This is a genomic window from Paenibacillus glycanilyticus NBRC 16618, assembly GCF_004000805.1.
GTDB lineage: Bacteria > Bacillota > Bacilli > Paenibacillales > Paenibacillaceae > Pristimantibacillus > Pristimantibacillus glycanilyticus.
Genome location: NZ_BILY01000017.1, coordinates 101,795 through 120,516 on the forward strand (window position 1 = coordinate 101,795; position 18,722 = coordinate 120,516).

17 protein-coding genes are annotated in these 18,722 nt (G+C 50.0%); 3 read left to right on the top strand and 14 right to left on the bottom strand.

The window, feature by feature from the left end:
- Positions 1-52: 52 nt before the first annotated feature.
- The 5 genes from PGL01S_RS15600 to PGL01S_RS15620 all read right to left on the bottom strand — a co-directional run bounded on the left by PGL01S_RS15600 (position 53) and on the right by PGL01S_RS15620 (position 4,924).
- Entirely contained in the window at positions 53-2,131 is a 2,079-nt protein-coding gene (locus tag PGL01S_RS15600) for a catalase (protein WP_127495532.1), read from the bottom strand.
- A 236-nt stretch (positions 2,132-2,367) separates the two neighbouring features.
- Positions 2,368-2,943 (bottom strand): manganese catalase family protein, encoded by a 576-nt coding sequence (locus tag PGL01S_RS15605; RefSeq protein WP_116394337.1) that lies wholly within the window; start codon positions 2,941-2,943, stop codon positions 2,368-2,370.
- Between the two features lie 52 nt (positions 2,944-2,995).
- On the bottom strand, positions 2,996-3,259 hold the full coding sequence (locus tag PGL01S_RS15610; RefSeq protein WP_244935612.1) for a spore coat protein CotJB: 264 nt from the start codon (positions 3,257-3,259) through the stop codon (positions 2,996-2,998).
- 77 nt (positions 3,260-3,336) lie between these two features.
- Positions 3,337-3,486 (bottom strand): spore coat associated protein CotJA, encoded by a 150-nt coding sequence (locus PGL01S_RS31260; protein WP_236013581.1) that lies wholly within the window; start codon positions 3,484-3,486, stop codon positions 3,337-3,339.
- A gap of 442 nt (positions 3,487-3,928) precedes the next feature.
- Positions 3,929-4,924: an alpha-L-fucosidase gene (locus PGL01S_RS15620; RefSeq protein WP_127495534.1), complete on the bottom strand. Its 996-nt coding sequence runs from the start codon at positions 4,922-4,924 to the stop codon at positions 3,929-3,931.
- A gap of 143 nt (positions 4,925-5,067) precedes the next feature.
- Between PGL01S_RS15620 and PGL01S_RS15625 the strand changes: the two genes are divergently transcribed.
- Complete coding sequence (locus PGL01S_RS15625; protein WP_127495535.1) at positions 5,068-5,940, top strand: helix-turn-helix domain-containing protein; 873 nt, start codon at positions 5,068-5,070, stop codon at positions 5,938-5,940.
- 44 nt (positions 5,941-5,984) lie between these two features.
- Here the strand turns inward: PGL01S_RS15625 and ytvI are convergent, their stop codons facing one another.
- The 5 genes from ytvI to moaA all read right to left on the bottom strand — a co-directional run bounded on the left by ytvI (position 5,985) and on the right by moaA (position 12,130).
- Positions 5,985-7,016 carry a sporulation integral membrane protein YtvI gene (gene ytvI, locus PGL01S_RS15630; protein WP_127495536.1) on the bottom strand — a complete coding sequence of 344 codons (1,032 nt, stop codon included), beginning with the start codon at positions 7,014-7,016 and terminating at the stop codon, positions 5,985-5,987.
- 135 nt (positions 7,017-7,151) lie between these two features.
- The gene (gene yfkAB, locus PGL01S_RS15635) at positions 7,152-8,288 is read right to left on the bottom strand and encodes a radical SAM/CxCxxxxC motif protein YfkAB (protein ID WP_127495537.1); all 1,137 of its coding nucleotides are present in this window, start codon (positions 8,286-8,288) and stop codon (positions 7,152-7,154) included.
- Positions 8,289-8,420: 132 nt separating this feature from the next.
- The gene (locus PGL01S_RS15640) at positions 8,421-9,539 is read right to left on the bottom strand and encodes an HD-GYP domain-containing protein (protein ID WP_127495538.1); all 1,119 of its coding nucleotides are present in this window, start codon (positions 9,537-9,539) and stop codon (positions 8,421-8,423) included.
- Positions 9,540-9,669: 130 nt separating this feature from the next.
- Positions 9,670-11,109, bottom strand: a complete 1,440-nt coding sequence (locus PGL01S_RS15645; protein WP_127495539.1) for a bifunctional metallophosphatase/5'-nucleotidase — start codon at positions 11,107-11,109, stop codon at positions 9,670-9,672.
- A gap of 19 nt (positions 11,110-11,128) precedes the next feature.
- On the bottom strand, positions 11,129-12,130 hold the full coding sequence (gene moaA / locus PGL01S_RS15650; protein ID WP_127495540.1) for a GTP 3',8-cyclase MoaA: 1,002 nt from the start codon (positions 12,128-12,130) through the stop codon (positions 11,129-11,131).
- Between the two features lie 99 nt (positions 12,131-12,229).
- Between moaA and PGL01S_RS15655 the strand changes: the two genes are divergently transcribed.
- Together PGL01S_RS15655 and PGL01S_RS15660 are read left to right on the top strand one after the other, a co-directional pair.
- Positions 12,230-12,979, top strand: coding sequence for a molybdenum cofactor biosynthesis protein (locus PGL01S_RS15655; protein ID WP_116394328.1), 750 nt, complete (start codon positions 12,230-12,232; stop codon positions 12,977-12,979).
- A 138-nt stretch (positions 12,980-13,117) separates the two neighbouring features.
- Positions 13,118-14,182: an HD-GYP domain-containing protein gene (locus PGL01S_RS15660; protein ID WP_116394327.1), complete on the top strand. Its 1,065-nt coding sequence runs from the start codon at positions 13,118-13,120 to the stop codon at positions 14,180-14,182.
- Positions 14,183-14,335: 153 nt separating this feature from the next.
- Here PGL01S_RS15660 and sufB read toward each other — a convergent pair whose 3' ends face one another.
- From sufB to sufD, 4 genes are read right to left on the bottom strand one after another with little or no spacing between them, the layout of a single operon-like run.
- A complete protein-coding gene (sufB, locus tag PGL01S_RS15665; protein WP_116394326.1) occupies positions 14,336-15,733 on the bottom strand; it encodes a Fe-S cluster assembly protein SufB in 1,398 nt (465 codons plus the stop codon).
- A 33-nt stretch (positions 15,734-15,766) separates the two neighbouring features.
- Entirely contained in the window at positions 15,767-16,192 is a 426-nt protein-coding gene (sufU, locus tag PGL01S_RS15670; RefSeq protein WP_116394325.1) for a Fe-S cluster assembly sulfur transfer protein SufU, read from the bottom strand.
- Positions 16,179-17,405, bottom strand: a complete 1,227-nt coding sequence (locus PGL01S_RS15675) for a cysteine desulfurase (protein ID WP_127495541.1) — start codon at positions 17,403-17,405, stop codon at positions 16,179-16,181. The genes sufU and PGL01S_RS15675 overlap by 14 nt, the downstream gene beginning before the upstream one ends.
- On the bottom strand, positions 17,402-18,709 hold the full coding sequence (gene sufD / locus PGL01S_RS15680; RefSeq protein ID WP_116394323.1) for a Fe-S cluster assembly protein SufD: 1,308 nt from the start codon (positions 18,707-18,709) through the stop codon (positions 17,402-17,404). The genes PGL01S_RS15675 and sufD overlap by 4 nt, the downstream gene beginning before the upstream one ends.
- Positions 18,710-18,722 lie beyond the last annotated feature (13 nt).

Genomic DNA, 18,722 nt, shown 5'->3' on the forward strand with positions numbered 1-18,722 from the left:
AAGTTGCTGTGAATTACACATACCCCGACCTCAATAAGATCATTTCCATTATTTACGGCTGAATTATTCGATTCCAATGCCTATGCTCGGCAATTGCATCAATAAATGACTTATAGAATGGTTTGTCTGCACTTTGTTCTTCGGCGATTAAAACGCCATTCAATTGAGCAGCTTTTTCCCCTGCAGCCTGTACGGCGCCTGCGGAAATAAGCAGACGAACACCGTCACCTACAGCGGCAATAGTCTTATAATGCTGAAATGCTTCACGAACAAATCCCGCTGATGAAACGTCGCTAAGCAGCTCGTCCACACCTTGGGCTCCGCCGCAAACATATACGGCGTCATACAGAACGGATGCAGCCGTTAGCAGCGATTGCTGAGGCTCGATAAGCGTACCGTCAACACCTTTTACTGGAGCAAGCGTTTTACTCACAATCTCCGCCGTTACTTTCGAAGCTGTCAATTCTTTTAACAGTGCTTGTACCTCTGTTGTGTGATATCCATTACCGAGCATGACCGCGACCTTGCGTGTAACAGCAGTCTTGGTCTTAGTCATCATGCTGAGCGCAGGAGATATAGTTGTCGGCGCCGCAGCGATGCCCTTAATTGGTGTTGCCCCGATGCCGTCGGCTATACGCTCCGCAAGATCCTCTGCAACCTGGCTGAACACATCTACCACACGTTGCCTAAGTTCTTTGGACATCACTTTTCCAAGCTCGAACCGGAATGCGTCTACGATCTGACTTTGCTCAATCGGAGACATGCTATGCCAGAACATAGAAGCTTGGCTAAAATGATCTTCAAAGCTATTGCTTCTAGCCTTGATCTTCCGACCTTCCACCTTCTCCTCGTAATGACGGTAACCACCTTCACTCGTCGGTACTGGCGCAGGATGATTGTTTGCCAAGCTGTTTTTATGATAGCTCGTCTGCCCCTGATTAATTGTCATCCGATGCATGCCGTCCCGTTGATTGTTATGTACTGGTGCGATCGGACGATTAATTGGAATCTCCGGGAAATTCGGACCTCCTAGGCGAAGCAGTTGCGTATCCGTATAGGAGAATAGCCTTCCTTGAAGCAATGGATCATTCGTGAAATCGATGCCTGGCACAAGATGGCCGACATGGAATGCGACCTGTTCTGTCTCAGCGAAGAAATTATCCGTGTTCCGATTCAGAGTCATCTTCCCCACAATTCGTACCGGCACCATCTCTTCCGGCCATAGTTTTGTTGCATCCAGGATATCGAAGTCAAAGCTGAATTCATCTTCCTCTTTTAAGATTTGAACTCCAAGCTCGAATTCCGGGTAATTCCCCTGCTCGATTGCATTCCACAGATCACGACGGTTAAAGTCTGGGTCTTTGCCTGCTACCTTTTGCGTCTCATCCCATACCAGCGAGTGAACGCCTAGCTTAGGTTTCCAGTGGAACTTAACAAAATGTGACTTGCCTTGCTCATTTACGAATCGGAACGTATGAACGCCAAACCCTTCCATCATACGGAAGCTGCGAGGCAGCGCTCGTCCTGACATCACCCACATGATCATATGAGCGGTTTCAGTATTCGTACTTACGAAATCCCAAAATGTATCATGTGCTGACGAAGCTTGTGGAATCTCGTTTGGCGGCTCAGGCTTAACCGCATGTATGAAATCGGGAAACTTAACCGCATCCTGTATAAAGAACACTGGCATGTTATTGCCAACAAGATCATAGTTCCCTTCCTCTGTATAGAACTTAACTGCAAAACCGCGTACGTCTCGCACAGTATCGCTTGAGCCCCTTGATCCTGCCACGGTGGAGAATCGAACAAACAATGGCGTCCTGATCGACGTATCGGTTAAAAACTTCGCCTTGGTGTATTCAGAGAGCGATTCGTATAATTCAAATTCGCCATGAGCGCCGAAGCCTCTCGCATGTACAACACGCTCGGGTATACGCTCATGATCGAAATGAGTCATTTTCTCTCGAAAATGAAAATCCTCCATTATAGTCGGACCACGCGGACCAACTTTAAGGGAGTGCTCGTCATCCTCGACTTTCAAACCTTGATTCGTTGTTAACGCCTCGCCTTTATCCGTAACACGATAGGCATCTAACTGCTTTTGTTTTATGTTATCAATATCGTTCACATATAACTCCTCCTAATTCAAGATTAGGCATAGTATCCGTAGTCTCACCCTAATTTATCCTTTTCTGCACATTATCTCCTCCACCGACCTCCCTTTATAGGGGATCGTAAGCTTGCCTGAGGGGATCTGATCCGTAAGACTCTTGTTAAGTTCTCCCGGCTAACGCTGCTTATAAAAATAGGCCAACCAATATAATCTGGTTGACCGTATACTACGAAAAGCATTTTTATGTTACATTAAACCTTAAAAACTTTCTTCGTGCCCCAATCAGACTTAATCATCTCAACCGCTTCTCTAAACCTCAACGAATGGACAATCTCACGTTCACGAAGAAACTTTAAGCCATCCTGTAAATCCACATCATCGGTCATATCGATCAACCATTGGTAGGTGGCGCGTGCCTTCTCCTCAGCGGCAATATCCTCGTACAGATCTGCGATTGGATCTCCTTTCGCCTGGATGTAAGCTGCGGTCCACGGAACACCCGAAGCATTCACATACATCATTCCATTATCATGGTTGACAAAGTTCTCTCCTAACCCCGCTTCATCCAATTGTCTTGGCGTTGCATCTTTTGTTAATTTATACACCATCGTAGCAATCATTTCCAAATGGGCAAATTCTTCCGTGCCTATATCCGTTAATAGCCCTATGACTTTATCCGGAATCGAATACCGTTGATTCAAATATCGCAGCGCAGCGGATAATTCGCCATCCGCCCCACCGTATTGCTCAATTAAGTATCTGGCCATCCTAGGATCACATTTGCTTACCCTGACGGGGTATTGCAACTTCTTCTCGTATAACCACATCCGTTTGACACGTCCCCTTTCTCAAGTGGAAATACAGGCTCAAACCGTGTTGCTACACCTGCCACGGCCATGGACTTTGAGACCACTGCCAGGGATAATTTGAGAAGCTGTTCCCGAATTGAAGCGTTGGGCCGTATAGGCTTTCGAACGCCTGCCTGCATTGATGCTGCTGCATTGCAAGCTGATTAAACTGCTGGATCGCCTGTGCGTCATGCGGATGGGTGTCCAAATATAAGGTCAATTCCACCAAGGCAAAACTTATCGCCTGAAGCTCTTCCAGCTTGCTGTAGTATTGTTCGTCCAGAACAATGCTCAAGAAAATCAACCTCCTAAAAAGAATTGTCACCCATTTGGCCATCCTCTGGCCATTTGTGATAATTCTTACTTCTTACTTTACAAGTAATACCTGGACTGATAGGAGCTGAACAATGCCGGCCAGAGCGTTCCCCGCCTTAATGCCTCATGGATAGGATACTGGGGCAGCCCCTGCGGCTGATACGGGATAAACAGGTGAGGCGGTAAGACATAAGTTTTTAGTTTCATCGGCGGACATGGATCGCATGGACCGATAAAAGGCTCATACACATGGACCTGATTAAGCGGGTTTGTGTTATTTGCGGTCTTGTACCCCGTATTTTCCTTGCCTATTGCCATGTTCTCTACTGGCGCCATATTGGGCATAGGGGCATTATTTGCTGCAGCCGCAACATTTTCTGCGTTAGCTGCATTTGCCTCTGCATGAGCTACGTTTGCCGCGTTCGGAACACTGTTAATAGCTTGAGCCGCCATACTAGCGTTGCTTTCCACGCGGTCATTGCTCTCGGTGGTCATCCGGATATCCCTCCCGACAATTAGACATCTCCTAATAACTGTATGCCGGCAGGGCTTTTCCCCATTATCACAATAAAAAAAAATCCGACAGCAGCTGCCGGATCCTTATCGTTCCTCTTATTACATAATAGAAACAGCTCAATATCACCTAATTTCAACCATAGTGTCGAGGGGACGTCTCAGCACGATACAGCCAGTTCGCTGGCACGTCATCAAGCTCTTTGAGCTGCACGAAACGCGTCCCGATTTCTGCAAAGCGCTCTTCTATATTTTTGTCGAGGAGTCCCCTTTGGTTCGGCGCCCCGTTCAATAAGAACGTGACGTTGTGACGATTCGCATCCTCAACCTTTTGCAATACCCAATCCGTACTCTTTAATTCCATAGTGGAATCGGTTTTTCTCCAGAACCAGGTTTTGGTCAGAATGTTGCAGCTTGCACCCGGCCCGCTGAAGGAATCTTCTATTTCCTGACCGGCGGCATTCTCGTAAAAGACGATATCCGTATGCTCCAATGTCGATTCGCAGCTGATATTCATCAGCAAGCATTGCGGTTGGAATCCTTTTACCCATTCATCTATCTCTTCGAACGGAAGCTCCTCGTAATTCGGACCGCCCCAATGCGCGTTCCACCCATCGATGATGATGAACGGAATCTCTCCATAGCTTGTCAGCAGCTCCTCCAGTTGATTTTTGATAAAATGCTTATCCTCTGGCGTACACTTCTTACGGCCGATTTGATGGTGCAAGTCCAGCATAGAGAAATAAAGCCCCGCCTCAATGCCTTCCTGCCTGAAAGCATCCAGGTACTCCTTGACGACATCACGCTGAATGGCTGCGTTTTTCACGCTGTGCTCCGTATAACGGGTCGGCCATAAGCTGAACCCTTCGTGATGCTTCGCTGTTAATGCGGCAAACTTCATACCTGCTGATTGAGCTGCCTTAGCCCACTGCGCGCAATCCAATTCTGACGGATTCCAGCTCTTCGGGTCAAAAGGGAATCTGCGAGGCTCGTCGTGATTCTCGTGCGCATATTCCCAATCCTCTATTTCCGTATCGGCAAACTGAAAGGTAGCGCTATTGAAGTGAATAAACATGCCGAATCGTTGATTAACAAACCATTTCTGCCTCTGCACCAGCTCGGGGTTTATCATTTTTTTGATCCTCCTTATTATTGCGAGCAACCACTCGATATCGTATGATATCTACTAATGTATCTCATTTATTTATTTAATTAATCAGACAATGACGACTAATAATCATACAATATCTACATGGATTAGAAGGAGATGATACGATGCTGGTCGTGGAACTGCCCGTCCCGCCATTTCCTTTGCTGACGACTGTCGGGCATACGCTGTGGCAAAGCGGAGTTGTGCATGCCCGCCGCCAATTCGATGTATACGACCTGATTATCTGCACCAAAGGTACGTTATACATGGAAGAGAACGATATCCCGTACATGCTTGAACAAGGGATGATGCTTCTTCTGGAACCCGGGAAAATACACGGTGGCTACCGTCCCACGGAATCGGAAACGGAAGTGTACTGGATCCATTTTCAATACCCGTCGGATCTTTTGCTACTGAAAGAGAAGACCATCTCCCCGCAGCCCCTGCTGCAGGTAACGGACCAGGATATCGTCCCTCCCCCCGCCATCATCGATATTCCCAAGTTTGCAGCCATCAATGTGCGGGCAATCGTTCCCTTGTTGCAAGAAATGATCAAATTGCACAGCAAGCTGACTCTTTCGCGCTCTTTCGAATTAGAGATCCTCTTCGGTCAGCTTCTCATTCTCTTACAGAATGGACTACGGGAGAACAGCCCGAATGCCCGCACATACGAAATTGGCGAGATGATGGCTTCCTACCTGGCAGACCAGCTCGAACTTCCTTTCGATTCCAAACGGATTGAACTGGATTTAAATTATCATTTCGACTATTTGGCGCGCTGTCTAAAGGAATATTCCGGCATGAGCCCCATGCAGTACAGGCATCACTTGCAGATCGATCGTGCAAAAAAACTCCTCGCGCATACCAAGCTTCCTCTGGTTAAAGTCGGGGAGCAATGCGGCTTTCAGGATATAAATTACTTTTCGCGCCTGCTTAAGCGCCACACTTCGTATACCCCCGGAGAATACCGAAAAAAACATCAAATATTCCGTACGTAATCGAATTGCAAAATAAAAAATCCGGCAGTATCTGCCGGATCGCGTTATAGCTTAATATTTATTTTGAATAAACCTGCTTTGCGGATTGCCATGTAGATAATGACAACCAGCGGTCCAAGGAAAACCCCGATTACGCCAACCAGCTTAAAACCAACGTACAAGCTGATCAAAGCGGACAAGGAACCGATGCCTACCGAATCGCCCAGAATCTTCGGCTCTACAATGCGGCGGAATACCGTCATGAACAGGAACAGGATGTAGAGTCCAATTCCGGCATACAGGTCACCGGTGATCACCAGATAAGTTCCCCAAGGGACAAGCACCGTCCCCGTACCCAAGATTGGCATAATATCCACGATTACGATAAGAAGGGCAATCGCAAGCGGATACTTGATATCCAGGATAATCAGACCGATCAACGAGAGGATGTAGGTTAGAGCACTCAGAATAATTTGCGACCGAAGGAAGCCAAAGATCGACTTTTTCAAATTTTCGAGTACTTCATTGACTTGAGGCCTTGATTTCTCCTCGAACAGCGTCAGGAACGTATCTTTCATCGTATTGAGGCTGAAGCCGAACATGTACACCGCAACGAGAAAGACGATAAAGAAAATGAACATGCTCGGAATCCCCGAAGCAAAAGAAATAACGGAGGACGACAATGTGCCTACCATACCTGTGAGCGACTTGCTCATATCGGTCAGCCAATTCTCGATCTGGCCTACGGTATCCGGCGAGAAGTTCGCATAAAGCGATCTTGCATTCTCGACCAGATCGGTTACGTATGTACTGGCATCCCCAACATAGTTGGGTACTTTCTGCGCGAAGGCGATAAGCTCCGCGACCACCTTGACACCCAGCAGCGCCATGAGTCCGATCAGGATAACCGTAAACAGGCTGCTTGAAATCGTCGAAGCTACGAGACGATTGGTCTTAAGCCGGCGGATCAGAAACTGGGTCAGCGGCTCGAGGAAAATAGCGACAACCAGCGCAAGCAGGAACGGCGCCCCAACCGTAAACAACAGATACAACAGGAACAGCCCAAACGCAACCATGACTAACGTTTTAATCGACACTCTAACGATACCTCCTTTCCTCTGGAAAAGTTTACGAACCGTTATGTAAGCGGGGCTATGACTTTCGCATGAGCTTCGTCCACTATCAGCATACGCCCATTTCCGAAAGTCATGTCCCCTTTTCCGCGCGGAAGCTTAAAGAATGGCTTTCTTCTGGTGGAAATCCTCATCCTTATAATACATGTCTTTCACCAGCAGGTTTGGACCGCAGCAAGCGGCCGCCGGACAATGGCAGTTCACGCTTTTTGCGAGCTTATGGTCAAGCCAGCGATCAAACAATTGGTCCAGCTGCTCATCATTAATGTTGCCAAACGCAGGCACATCCGAGAAGTCGGTTACAAATACTTCACCGGTAAAAAGATTCACGTTCAGACGGTTACGGCCGTCCGGATCATTACGCACCGTCACATTCGGCTCCGAAGCCAGTCTCGACAAGAGCTTTCGTTCCTCCGGATTGTCACTGCACTGATAGAACGGCAGGGTCCCGAACAGCATCCACACATTCTTGTCCCTAGTATCGAGCAGTCTGCTGATCGCCCGTTGCATATCTTCCTTGGATAAGACCGGGAGATCCTTCGCGAACGAGCTAGGATACATCGGATGCACCTCATGGCGCTGACAGCCCATCTCGATAATTAACCGGTGAATTTCTTCAATTTGATGATGAGTGCGGTAGTTAATCATCGATTCGGCGGATACAAGAACGCCAGCATCGCTTAACCGCTTGGCATTATCAATCATCCGGTCATACAGCTTGGCAGCGGCTTCGCGGGATACCGCATGGCCGGCCTTCGCGAAGCCAATCTGGTGGAAGTCGTCCGCATTCGTATAGTTAAAAGAAATATGCATCACGTCCAGATAAGGAGCGAGCTGCTCATAGCGGCTATAAGGCAGCGTGACATTCGAGTTAATCTGCGAACGAATGCCGCGGCTTCTCGCATATTGAAGAAGCGGAACCATGTACTCCTTCACGGTGCGATCCGAGAAAGACGGCTCACCGCCCGTAATGCTTATGGTCTCCAAATGCTTCACTTCATCCAGACGTTTGATCATCAGCTCTAGAGGAAGCTTAGCCGGCTCCGACATCACAAGCGTATCGCCTACGGCGCAATGCTCGCAGCGCATATTACAAAGGTTGGATACGGTCATCTCGACACTGGTCAAGGTATGGCGTCCATATTGCTGCAAGGATCGGATCGGGTCCCAAGGATCATTAAGGGGAGATAATGGCGTGAGGGTATTGTTTTTCAAAGCGTAATCTATCGTATTCATTAATATCAGCACCTGACTTACATGGTTAAATTGGGTATAGCTTATACCATTGTAATGTTCGAAGGGGAATGAAGCAAATGGAAATAGGTATAAAAAACGAAAAAAGAGGCCGGACAGCCTCCTTTTCTCCTATTATATTCCCGAGGCTAGACCAACATTCGACTGCTCGCCGTTTACGCTGACAATCATCGTGCTGAGCTGCTTCGATAAATCGATTTCGTAAGGCACGACCAGCTCTTCCCCCGCTTCGTTATAGAGCATCCGGATAATTGGCCGGTGCGGATACGAATGGTTGAAATCGACGACAACTCCGGTCTCGCCCGTATGGATCTTGACCGTTATCCCGATTGGATAAATAGCGACCTTGTCTCTGAAGAGCTGCACCATCTGCTGTTCGTATAAGGTGCCGGTGCCGGCATACAGCAATTCGATTGCTTGATGAGGCAGCATAGGCGCACGGTATACGCGGTTTGTCGTCATGGCGTCATAGGAATCAACCAGGCCGATCCACTTGGCGAAATCATGGATTTCGTCCCCTTTAATCCCGCGCGGATAACCGCTTCCGTCAACCCGTTCATGGTGCTGGAACGCACAATGCGCGACAATTAACGGCATATTGGGCTCATCCTTCAGAAGCTCGAATCCGATTTTGGCATGATTGCGCATCATCTGGAATTCATGATCGGTCAAAGAGCCCGGCTTTTTCAGCACGTCCATCGGAATCTGCGTCTTCCCTATATCATGAAGCAATGCGCCCATTCCGAGCTTCATCAATTCCTCTCTTGCATATCCGTGGGCAGAGCCAAGCAATGTCGTATATACGCAGACATTCAGCGAATGCTGATAGAGGTATTCGTCGACAATCCCCATGTTCATCAACATAATCATGGCATCTTTATGATTGGATAAATCATCGATAATCATATTCATGATCTGTTTGAAAGGCTGCGCGATGTACGGGTATGGAGCGCCTTTTTTCTGCTTCGGCAACTCCATCATCGCGCGGAAATTCGTTTTGATCTCCTTCAAGGCGAGACTGATCGTATTTTCGCTTATAATTTCAGGAACAACGATATCATCCGTCCTCGGATCCTTAATAAACACATAATGAATACCATATTGTTCCAGGCGGAAAATATGGCGACTCGTTAATTCCATGTTTTCTCCCAAGAGGACTAATCCGTCGCCCGAGAAAATCTTTTTGGCAAGTCTCATGCCAGGCTGGCATTGCGATATGGGTACCAAGCGCATGTTCCTGATCCTTCCCCTTAACAAAACGGTGTCTATACTAACAGAAAAAACTTATACATTCTTATATTCGGTCAAAACTATCCGTATTGTTAATGTAAGGTATAAATTCACGCTTGGCAACCATTTTATACTAAAAATTCGACAATATTCTCCATCTTTCTCGGTGACAAGCGCTGATTCCATGTCCTTCCTTCAGTTCTTCGGCAAGAAGATCCCGGATGAATTCGGGCAGATAGTAGGATACCTCCGTCGCCTGTCCCAGCGACAAATAGCCGATATGGAACGTAAACATATCGATGCAGCCAACCACGTATTCCCGCTCGTCGGAGAGCGGCTCGCCGTTAACATGAATCGACACGATTCGATGCAGCTCCGGTAGGGACGGATCGTATTCGACCTCCATGCCGTCAATCGCAAGCGTCCCGAGCACCTCGCCGCGGAAGCCGTAGCCTTTGATCGGCATGCCCGTGAAGGAAGGCAGCAGCGCTTCTTCCAGCGCTGCCCGGATATTCGCGCCGCTGAGCAGCAGGCGGCACGGATTAATCGGCGACGGACAGAGGGCATGCAGCTGCCCCTCCGTCACGTCGCCCTGCTGCAGGCCGCCTAGCAGCTGCCCCGTGTTCACGATGCCGATCTCGGCATCGGCATGGCGGCGCAGGCCGGCGGCCAGCAGGTTCCCGAGCGGCGATTCCCGCTCGGGGAGGGCGGGCAGCGGCGCATCCAGCCGGGCGATAACCCGGCTGAGGCGCCGCTCGCCCGCCTCGCGGTAGCCGCCGATTATCGCGGCGGCTGCGGGATGCTCCGCATAGGCGGCCATCGGCACGCATGCTGCGCGGATAATGGGACGCTTCGCGCTCTCGTCAAGCTCGAGCTCGACGCGTCCGATCTGCTCGCCGTATTTCCCGGCGGCGCAAATTGAGGTGCCGCCGATAACAAGCGGCTCCTCAAGCAAATGATGCGTATGCCCGCCCATGATCAGATCGATGCCCGGTATTTTTTCCGCCATCTGCTTATCGACGTTAATCCCGAGGTGAGACATGACGGCTATCACGTCAACCTGCTCTCTAAGCCTCCTCACTTCTCCTCCAATGGCTTCAAGAGGATCAGTCAGATCCCAGCCAAGCAGCTCGTAGAAGTCCGTATAACGGGCCGTAGCGGCGATGAGACCAATACGGATGCCGTTCTTCTCCATAACCGTGCTGGGCAGCAGCCATTCCGGCAGCTTGCCGGTATCGAGCTCGCGCATATTGGCGCCAAGAATCGCAAACTTCGCCTCGCGGTATACCCGCTCCAGAGTATCCTTCGAATACGTTAAGCCTTCGTTATTGCCAAGCGTCACCGCATCATAGCCGGCCGCATTCAGCAGCTCGACATTCACCATGCCGTCGCTGCCCTCGGTTTCCAGCCGGATGCGGTCCATATGATCGCCGATATCCAGGCAGAGAATATGTTCGCTGCCGTAGGCGGCACGCTGTTCCTCTATATAAGTCATTATTTTTGCTGCATTCTCGAGACGGCTATGAATATCGTTGCTATGCAGAATTAGAATTGATCGATTTGAGAATGTCATGCCTGCCTCCTCCGGTTCGTTACCCGCCAATTTGAGACATTCGGCGGTCGGTTGGCGTATGGGACAACGCCTCATTCGCCAGCTTAGCCGCCATTTCATGATTTTCAGGCTTCAGATCCATCGCCTTGTAGAAAATGTCGCGCATCGCTTCGGGATCGCCAAGCGCCGCTTTCACATTCAGCTCATCCACCCAATACAGGCATGGCTTCATCGAACCGTCTGCCGTCAGGCGAAGCCGGTTGCAGCTCTTGCAGAAATGATCGCTGACCGGATGAATAAGGCCAAAGGAGCCCTTGCCGCCTTCCATCTGCCAATCATCGGACGGGCCGTTTCCTTTTACGTTCGTACGTCTTGCAATCGAGTAGCCCTCGCGCTGTGCCGTATCCAGCACATGCGACAACGGCAAATAATGGTTGCGCCAATTATCGTCCGCATGGCCAATCGGCATATATTCAATAAATCGGACATGCATCGGCTGCTCGTATGCCAGCTTCAGGAACGAAGCGATTTCGTCCTCGTTAATTCCTTTGAGCAATACGCAATTCAGCTTAATCGGAGCAAGGCCAGCCCTGCCGGCTGCCTCAATCCCCTCAATGACCCGTTTCAGCTCGCCGCGGCGGGCAATAAACTTGAACCTCGCGGGATCAAGCGTATCCAGGCTTATATTGACGCGGTTCAAACCCGCAGCCTTTAAAGCCTCGGCGTATTTGCCGAGCAGCATGCCGTTTGTCGTCAAGGCGATGTCCTCAATGCCCGGAATCGCCTTCAGCCTGCGGATCAGAGTATCCAGATCCGGGCGGACAAGCGGTTCGCCGCCAGTAATTCGCAGCTTGGTAATACCAAGCTCCGCAGCCGTCTGAACGACCTCCACAATATGATCATAGCTGAGCAGGTGACTGGCATCAGCGAATTCCATGCCTTCCTCGGGCATGCAGTATAAACAACGCAAATTGCATCTATCCGTAACCGAAATACGCAAATAATCGTGTTCTCTCCCGAAACGGTCCAACAATGGGGGCATGCCTCTCACTCCTTTTCTCTTCTACTAGAATAACATTTTTCACATGATTATGGTATGCTAATACGGAGTTCACCCTTTAGCGATGAGAGGTTATATAACATGGCGTATACTTGGAAAATCCAGTTGTTCGCCGGGCTTTCCGACCGATTCGGCAGCCCGGTCATTCAAATAGAGACAGACACTCCCTCGATGACGGTAGAAGCCCTCAAGCAGGAGCTCGCCGGCCGTTTTCCGGAGCAGGCAGATCTTGTGCGTATTTCGTTTGTGGCTTGCAATCAGACTTATGCTTCCGACGATGCCGTTATTCAAGCATCGGACGAGCTTGCGGTCCTCCCTCCCGTCTCGGGCGGAGAGCCGGAGCAGAATGAAGCAGACGGATCGGAATGCTCTTCAGCGGACGGCCGTTACGTGATTACGAAGCAGCCGCTGACTTCGGATGAAGTGCTAGCTAAAGTCATTGTGCCCGAACATGGCGCCGCGATTGCGTTTGTGGGAACGACGCGAGAATGGACCAATGGGCAGCGCACGGTCCGTCTGGAATACGAAGCGTATGCGCCTATGGCCGTACGTACGATGGAACAGGTTGGCGCGGAGCTTAATGAACGCTGGCCGGGCACGTTAACGGCGATTTCCCACCGGATCGGCGTTGTTGACCTGGCGGAGACAAGCGTCGTTATCGCTGTCTCTTCCCCCCATAGAGATGCCTGCTATGAAGCAAGCCGGTATGCCATCGAAAGACTGAAGCAGATCGTTCCAATATGGAAAAAGGAAATTTGGGAAGACGGTTCCGAATGGAAAGGGCATCAGCAGGGCAGCCCTTGGAATCCCATCGAGCCCTTATCCAATTAATGGATGGAAATTCGCAGAGTGGTGCTAAACGTATAGGACAATAGTCATGTTTTCGCATCCCTCTTATTGCCATAACATTCATTCATTGTTACTATTATTTCATATATTCTGTACATAATTTACTATAGAGGTGCAACGATGAGGCTGCATATATCAGATTTAAAAGAGGGAGATATCCTGCTTAAGGACACCTTTAACGGATACGGCCTGCACGTTTTGTCCAAGGGTACCGTCCTAGCGCAAAAGGATATTGCGAAGCTGTTTCAGCATCAAGTTGACTATGTTGACATTGAGGAACGGCGGACAACAGAGCAACCGGTTCATCGTACGCTTGAGACTACCGTAAATCCCAAATGGCTGCCCAATGTGCGTCCCGATTACGAGAATGCCGTCAAAGGCTTTCAGGATTTGTTCCAGAAAGCAACGGATGGCGGAGTTGTCAAGCAGGACGAAGTCGCAGCCGCCTTCCAGCCTCTTCTTAAAAATTTCCAAATGGAGCGCGATGTTGTCTCCATGCTTCTTCTGTTAAATACGGCTGATGATTATACGTATCAGCATTCCGTGCAAGTGGGCATGTTATCTTATTACTTGGCCTCATGGCTTGGCTATACGGAATTGGAAGCGCTTGAAATTTCGAAATCCGGCTATCTCCATGATATCGGCAAGAGCAGAATTCCTTCCAGCATACTGAACAAGCCAGCCAAGCTGACCGACGAGGAATTTGAGGAAGTAAAGAAGCATACGCTTTACGGCTATGATATTATCAAACAATCGTTTGAGAACGAATCGGAAATAATGGCGCTAAGCGCTCTTCAGCATCATGAACGCAATGACGGCAGCGGTTATCCGCATGGCCTGCGTGGCGACGAGATACATCCGGTAGCCAAGCTTATTGCCGTCGTTGATATTTACAGCGCGATGATCTCCGAACGCGTCTACAAGAAAAAGCGCGATCTGTTCTACGTATTGAAGGAGCTGTACAAGATGAGCTTCAACGAGCTGGATGCGCATACGACCCATACGTTTATCAAGCATATGATCCCTAACTTTATCGGCAAAAAAGCCGTACTCGAATCCGGCGAAGTGGGAACCATCGTCATGACCCATCCAACCGAATTTTTCCGACCGCTTATTCAAACGGGCGAACGGTTTATCGATCTTACCGTTGACCGCGAGTATGAAATCAAGGAAATTATTTTCTAAAGGAATTGCTGTACGTTGAAATGCCCGTCCAGATTGGACGGGCATTTCTTATTTTGCACATTTTCACACAAGGCAAGCTCACTCCTAATCCCGCCTCCCTTCCAAACAAAAAATACGTGCCCGAGAATCTCGGACACGTATCCTAACCATTTATTAACCGATCGAGCCTTCCATCTCAAACTTGATGAGACGGTTCATCTCAACCGCGTATTCCATCGGAAGCTCTTTCGTGAACGGCTCGATGAAGCCCATTACGATCATTTGCGTCGCTTCCGCTTCGGACAATCCGCGGCTCATCAGGTAGAACAGCTGATCCTCGGATACCTTCGATACGGTTGCTTCGTGCTCGAGCGTAATGTTGTCGTTCATAATCTCGTTGTAAGGAATCGTATCGGATGTCGATTCGTTATCGAGAATAAGCGTATCGCATTTGATGTTGGATTTCGAACCTTCGGAATTGCGTCCGAACGATGCGAGACCGCGATAAGTTACTTTACCGCCATGCTTACTGATCGACTTCGATACGATCGTCGAAGTTGTGTCAGGAGCCAGGTGAAGCATTTTCGCGCCTGCATCCTGATGCTGGCCTTTGCCCGCAACGGCGATGGAAAGCACCATGCCTTTTGCGCCGCGTCCTTTCAGGATTACCGCAGGATATTTCATTGTCAGCTTGGAGCCGATGTTGCCGTCAACCCATTCCATCGTCGCGTTTTCTTCCGCAACCGCGCGTTTGGTAACGAGGTTGTAGATATTAGGCGCCCAGTTCTGGATCGTCGTATAACGACAGCGAGCGTTCTTCTTAACGAGAATCTCTACAACCGCGCTATGCAGCGAGTTCGTGCTGTAGATCGGAGCCGTACAGCCTTCTACGTAGTGTACGAAGCTGTCTTCGTCGGCGATGATCAGCGTACGTTCGAATTGGCCCATGTTCTCGGAGTTGATACGGAAGTAAGCTTGCAGCGGAACTTCGCATTTCACGCCTTTTGGAACATAGATGAAGCTGCCGCCGGACCATACCGCACTGTTCAGAGCTGCGAATTTGTTATCCGTACGAGGAATGATCGTGCTGAAATATTCTTTAACAAGGTCTGGATATTCGCGAAGCGCGGTATCCATGTCGGTGAAGATAACGCCTTGCTTCTCCAGATCTTCCTGCATGCTGTGGTATACGACCTCGGACTCGTATTGAGCCGATACGCCCGCGAGGAACTTCTGTTCCGCCTCGGGAATACCCAGCTTATCGAAGGTTTCTTTAATTTCTTGCGGTACTTCTTCCCATGTCTTGCCTTGCTTCTCAGATGGCTTAACATAGTATTGAATGTCGCTGAAATCAAGATCAGCCATGTCGCCGCCCCAGTTAGGCATTGGCATTTTGTTGAATTGCTCCAGCGATTTCAGACGGAATTCGAGCATCCAGTCCGGCTCGCCTTTCATCTCGGAAATCGTGCGTACGATTTCCTCCGTCAATCCCTTACCGGATTGGAAGACCGCTTTATGCTCGTCACGGAAACCATACTTATAATCTTCCATTTCAGGCATTGTTCCTGGCATAGTATTCACACTCCTTCAAGTATTCGATTCGTTCTATACGTGCTTCTGCTCGATTCCTTTGCGCAATGCGTTCCACGCCAGTGTTGCGCATTTGATCCGTGCAGGGAACTTGTTAACCCCGGATAAGGCTTCGATGTCTTCGTTCTCCTCGAACTCGACGTCTTCGCCTTTCATCAATCCGGAGAATCGTTCGGCAAGCTCCATAGCTTCATCGTAAGTTTTGCCTTTAACTGCTTCCGTCATCATAGAGGCGGAGCTTAAGCTGATGGAGCAGCCTTCTCCGCTGAATTTCGCATCGATTACTTTGCCGTCCTCTACTTGAAGCTGAAGCGAGATGCGGTCGCCGCAAGTCGGGTTGTTCAAGTTGATGGTGACGGCATCAGTATCCAATGTTCCGCGGTTGCGTGGATTTTTATAATGATCCATGATGACTCGACGATATAAATCATCCAATTGCATGACCGAAGAACTCCTTTGTCCGGATGAGGCCGTCCACCAAGCGGTCGATCTCTTCCTCGTTATTGTATAGATAAAAGCTTGCTCTCGCCGTAGCCGATACATTCAGCCAGCGCATCAGCGGCTGGGCGCAATGATGGCCTGCGCGAATGGCAATGCCGTAAGAATCAAGCACGGTCGATACGTCATGAGGATGGATATCGCCCAGATTGAACGTGACAAGACCAACGCGGTTCGTTTTTGGTCCGTAGATCGTAACGTCTTCAATCGTGGACAGTTTATCGTAGGCGTAGGTTGCCAGCTTCTTCTCATGCTTATCGATCTCGTCAAGTCCGATCTGCTCCAGGAAGTCAATCGCGGCGCCAAGTCCTACGGCTCCCGCGATAATCGGCGTACCGCCTTCGAAGCGATACGGGGATTCCTTCCAGGTTGATTCATACAAATCAACAAAGTCGATCATCTCGCCGCCGTATTCGATCGGCTCCATGTTCGACAAGAGCTCTTTCTTGCCGTACAACGCGCCGATACCGGTAGGCCCGCACATTTTATGACCTGAGAAAGCGTAGAAATCGCAATCTAAATCCTGGACGTCAACCTTCATATGCGGCGTGCTTTGCGCTCCGTCAACGACCATTACCGCACCGTTCTTGCGCGCGATAGCCGTAACTTCCTTAATAGGATTCACAACGCCAAGCACGTTCGATACGTGAGTCATCGCAACGACCTTTGTATTTGGCGTAACCGTCTGTTCCACGTCCGCCAACGAAACCGTGCCGTCCGGCTGAAGAGGAATATACTTCAGCGTAGCTCCCGTCGCTTTCGCTGCCTGCTGCCACGGAATAAGGTTGGCATGATGCTCCATCGGCGTAATGACGATCTCGTCGCCTTCCTTGCACACGGTGCGGGCATAGCTCGATGCGACTAGGTTAAGCGCCGTCGTCGTACCGCGCGTGAACACGATTTCTTCCGCCGACTTTGCATTCAGAAACTTGGCTACCTTCTCCCGTGCACCTTCGTAAGCATCCGTCGCCCGGGAACCAAGCGTGTGGACTCCGCGGTGCACATTGGAGTGATCCAGTTCGTAATAACGACTAACCGCATCAATGACGGAACGCGGCTTCTGGGAAGACGCCGCGCTGTCGAGGTAAACGAGCGGATGCCCGTTTACCTGCTGATGCAGTATCGGGAATTGCTCCCTTACCGCTTCTATATTCATCCTTCAAGCTTCCTTTCGAGCAAACGCTGAAGCTGCTCGCGTACCGCATCAATCGGAATTTCCGATACGACAGGCGCCAAGAATCCGTAAATAATTAAACGTTCAGCGTCTTGCTTGCTGATTCCGCGGGACATCAGGTAATAAACCTGCTCCGGGTTAACCTGGCCTACGCTTGCCGCGTGGCCCGCTTTAACATCGTCCTCGTCGATCAGAAGGATCGGATTGGCGTCACCGCGCGCTTTTGGGCTGAGCATCAGAACTTTTTCCGTTTGCACGCCGTTAGCTTTCGTAGCGCCCTTCTCGATCTTCGTGATGCCGTTGATGATAGCCGTAGCGTTGTCTCTCATAACCGCGCGGGTTACCATGTTGGACTCCGAGCTGCGGCCGAAGTGCGTCGCTTGCGTCGTAAGGCTCATCTTCATCTCGTTGCCGCCGATGCTGATGACTTTCGCATCGGAGTTCGAGCCATTGCCTTTCAGCAAGGATACCGTATCGGATACCGTGTAGCCGTCGTTCAAGTCACCGACAACCCACTCCATTTGCCCGTCATTCTCGATTACGGAGCGGCGGAGCGTCATGTCAACGCCATTCTCGGCCATATGGTGAATGGAACCGAAACGAACATGCGCGCCCGGCTTCACGAATACTTCAACAACCGAGTGATGGACGAACGCCGCATCGATCGAACCCGGTTCGGATACGACATAATCCACGTAAGTAACCGAGCTGTTGCTTTCCGCAACGATCAGAATGTGCGGAGCAAACGCGGCGCCTGCTTTGTTGTTGAACAGCACCGCTTGGAGCGGAAGCTCGACTTCAACGTTTTTAGGCACGTATACGAATACGCCGCCGTTCCACAGTGCCGCGTGCATCGCGGTCAGCTTGTTCTCGCCCGCGGATACCGCTTGGAACAAATATGGTTTAACGAGATCCGCATGCTCTTTGCATGCTGTCTCGAGATCTGTGAAAATAACGCCTTTAGCGGCAAGCTCTGCAGACAATTGCTTCAGAACCGCGCTCGAGTTGTGCTGAACAACGATATTCTCCGTGCCTTCAGCGACCAGCTCGCGGACTACTTCCGGCAGTTCGGCAACCGAACCTACCGCTTTGCCTTGCTCGTAAGCGCCGACAGCTGTCAAATTCCAGCGGTCGATACGCATTTTCTCCGGCTTCGGCCATTCCAATGTACCAGCCAGCTCAGCCGCTTCACCGCGAAGATCGACGAGCCATTGCGGTTCGCCTTTGCTGCGTGCAAGCGCTTCGGCCGATTGACGGTCCGTCGGAGTCGTTAATTGTGTACTCATCCCGTTATGCTCC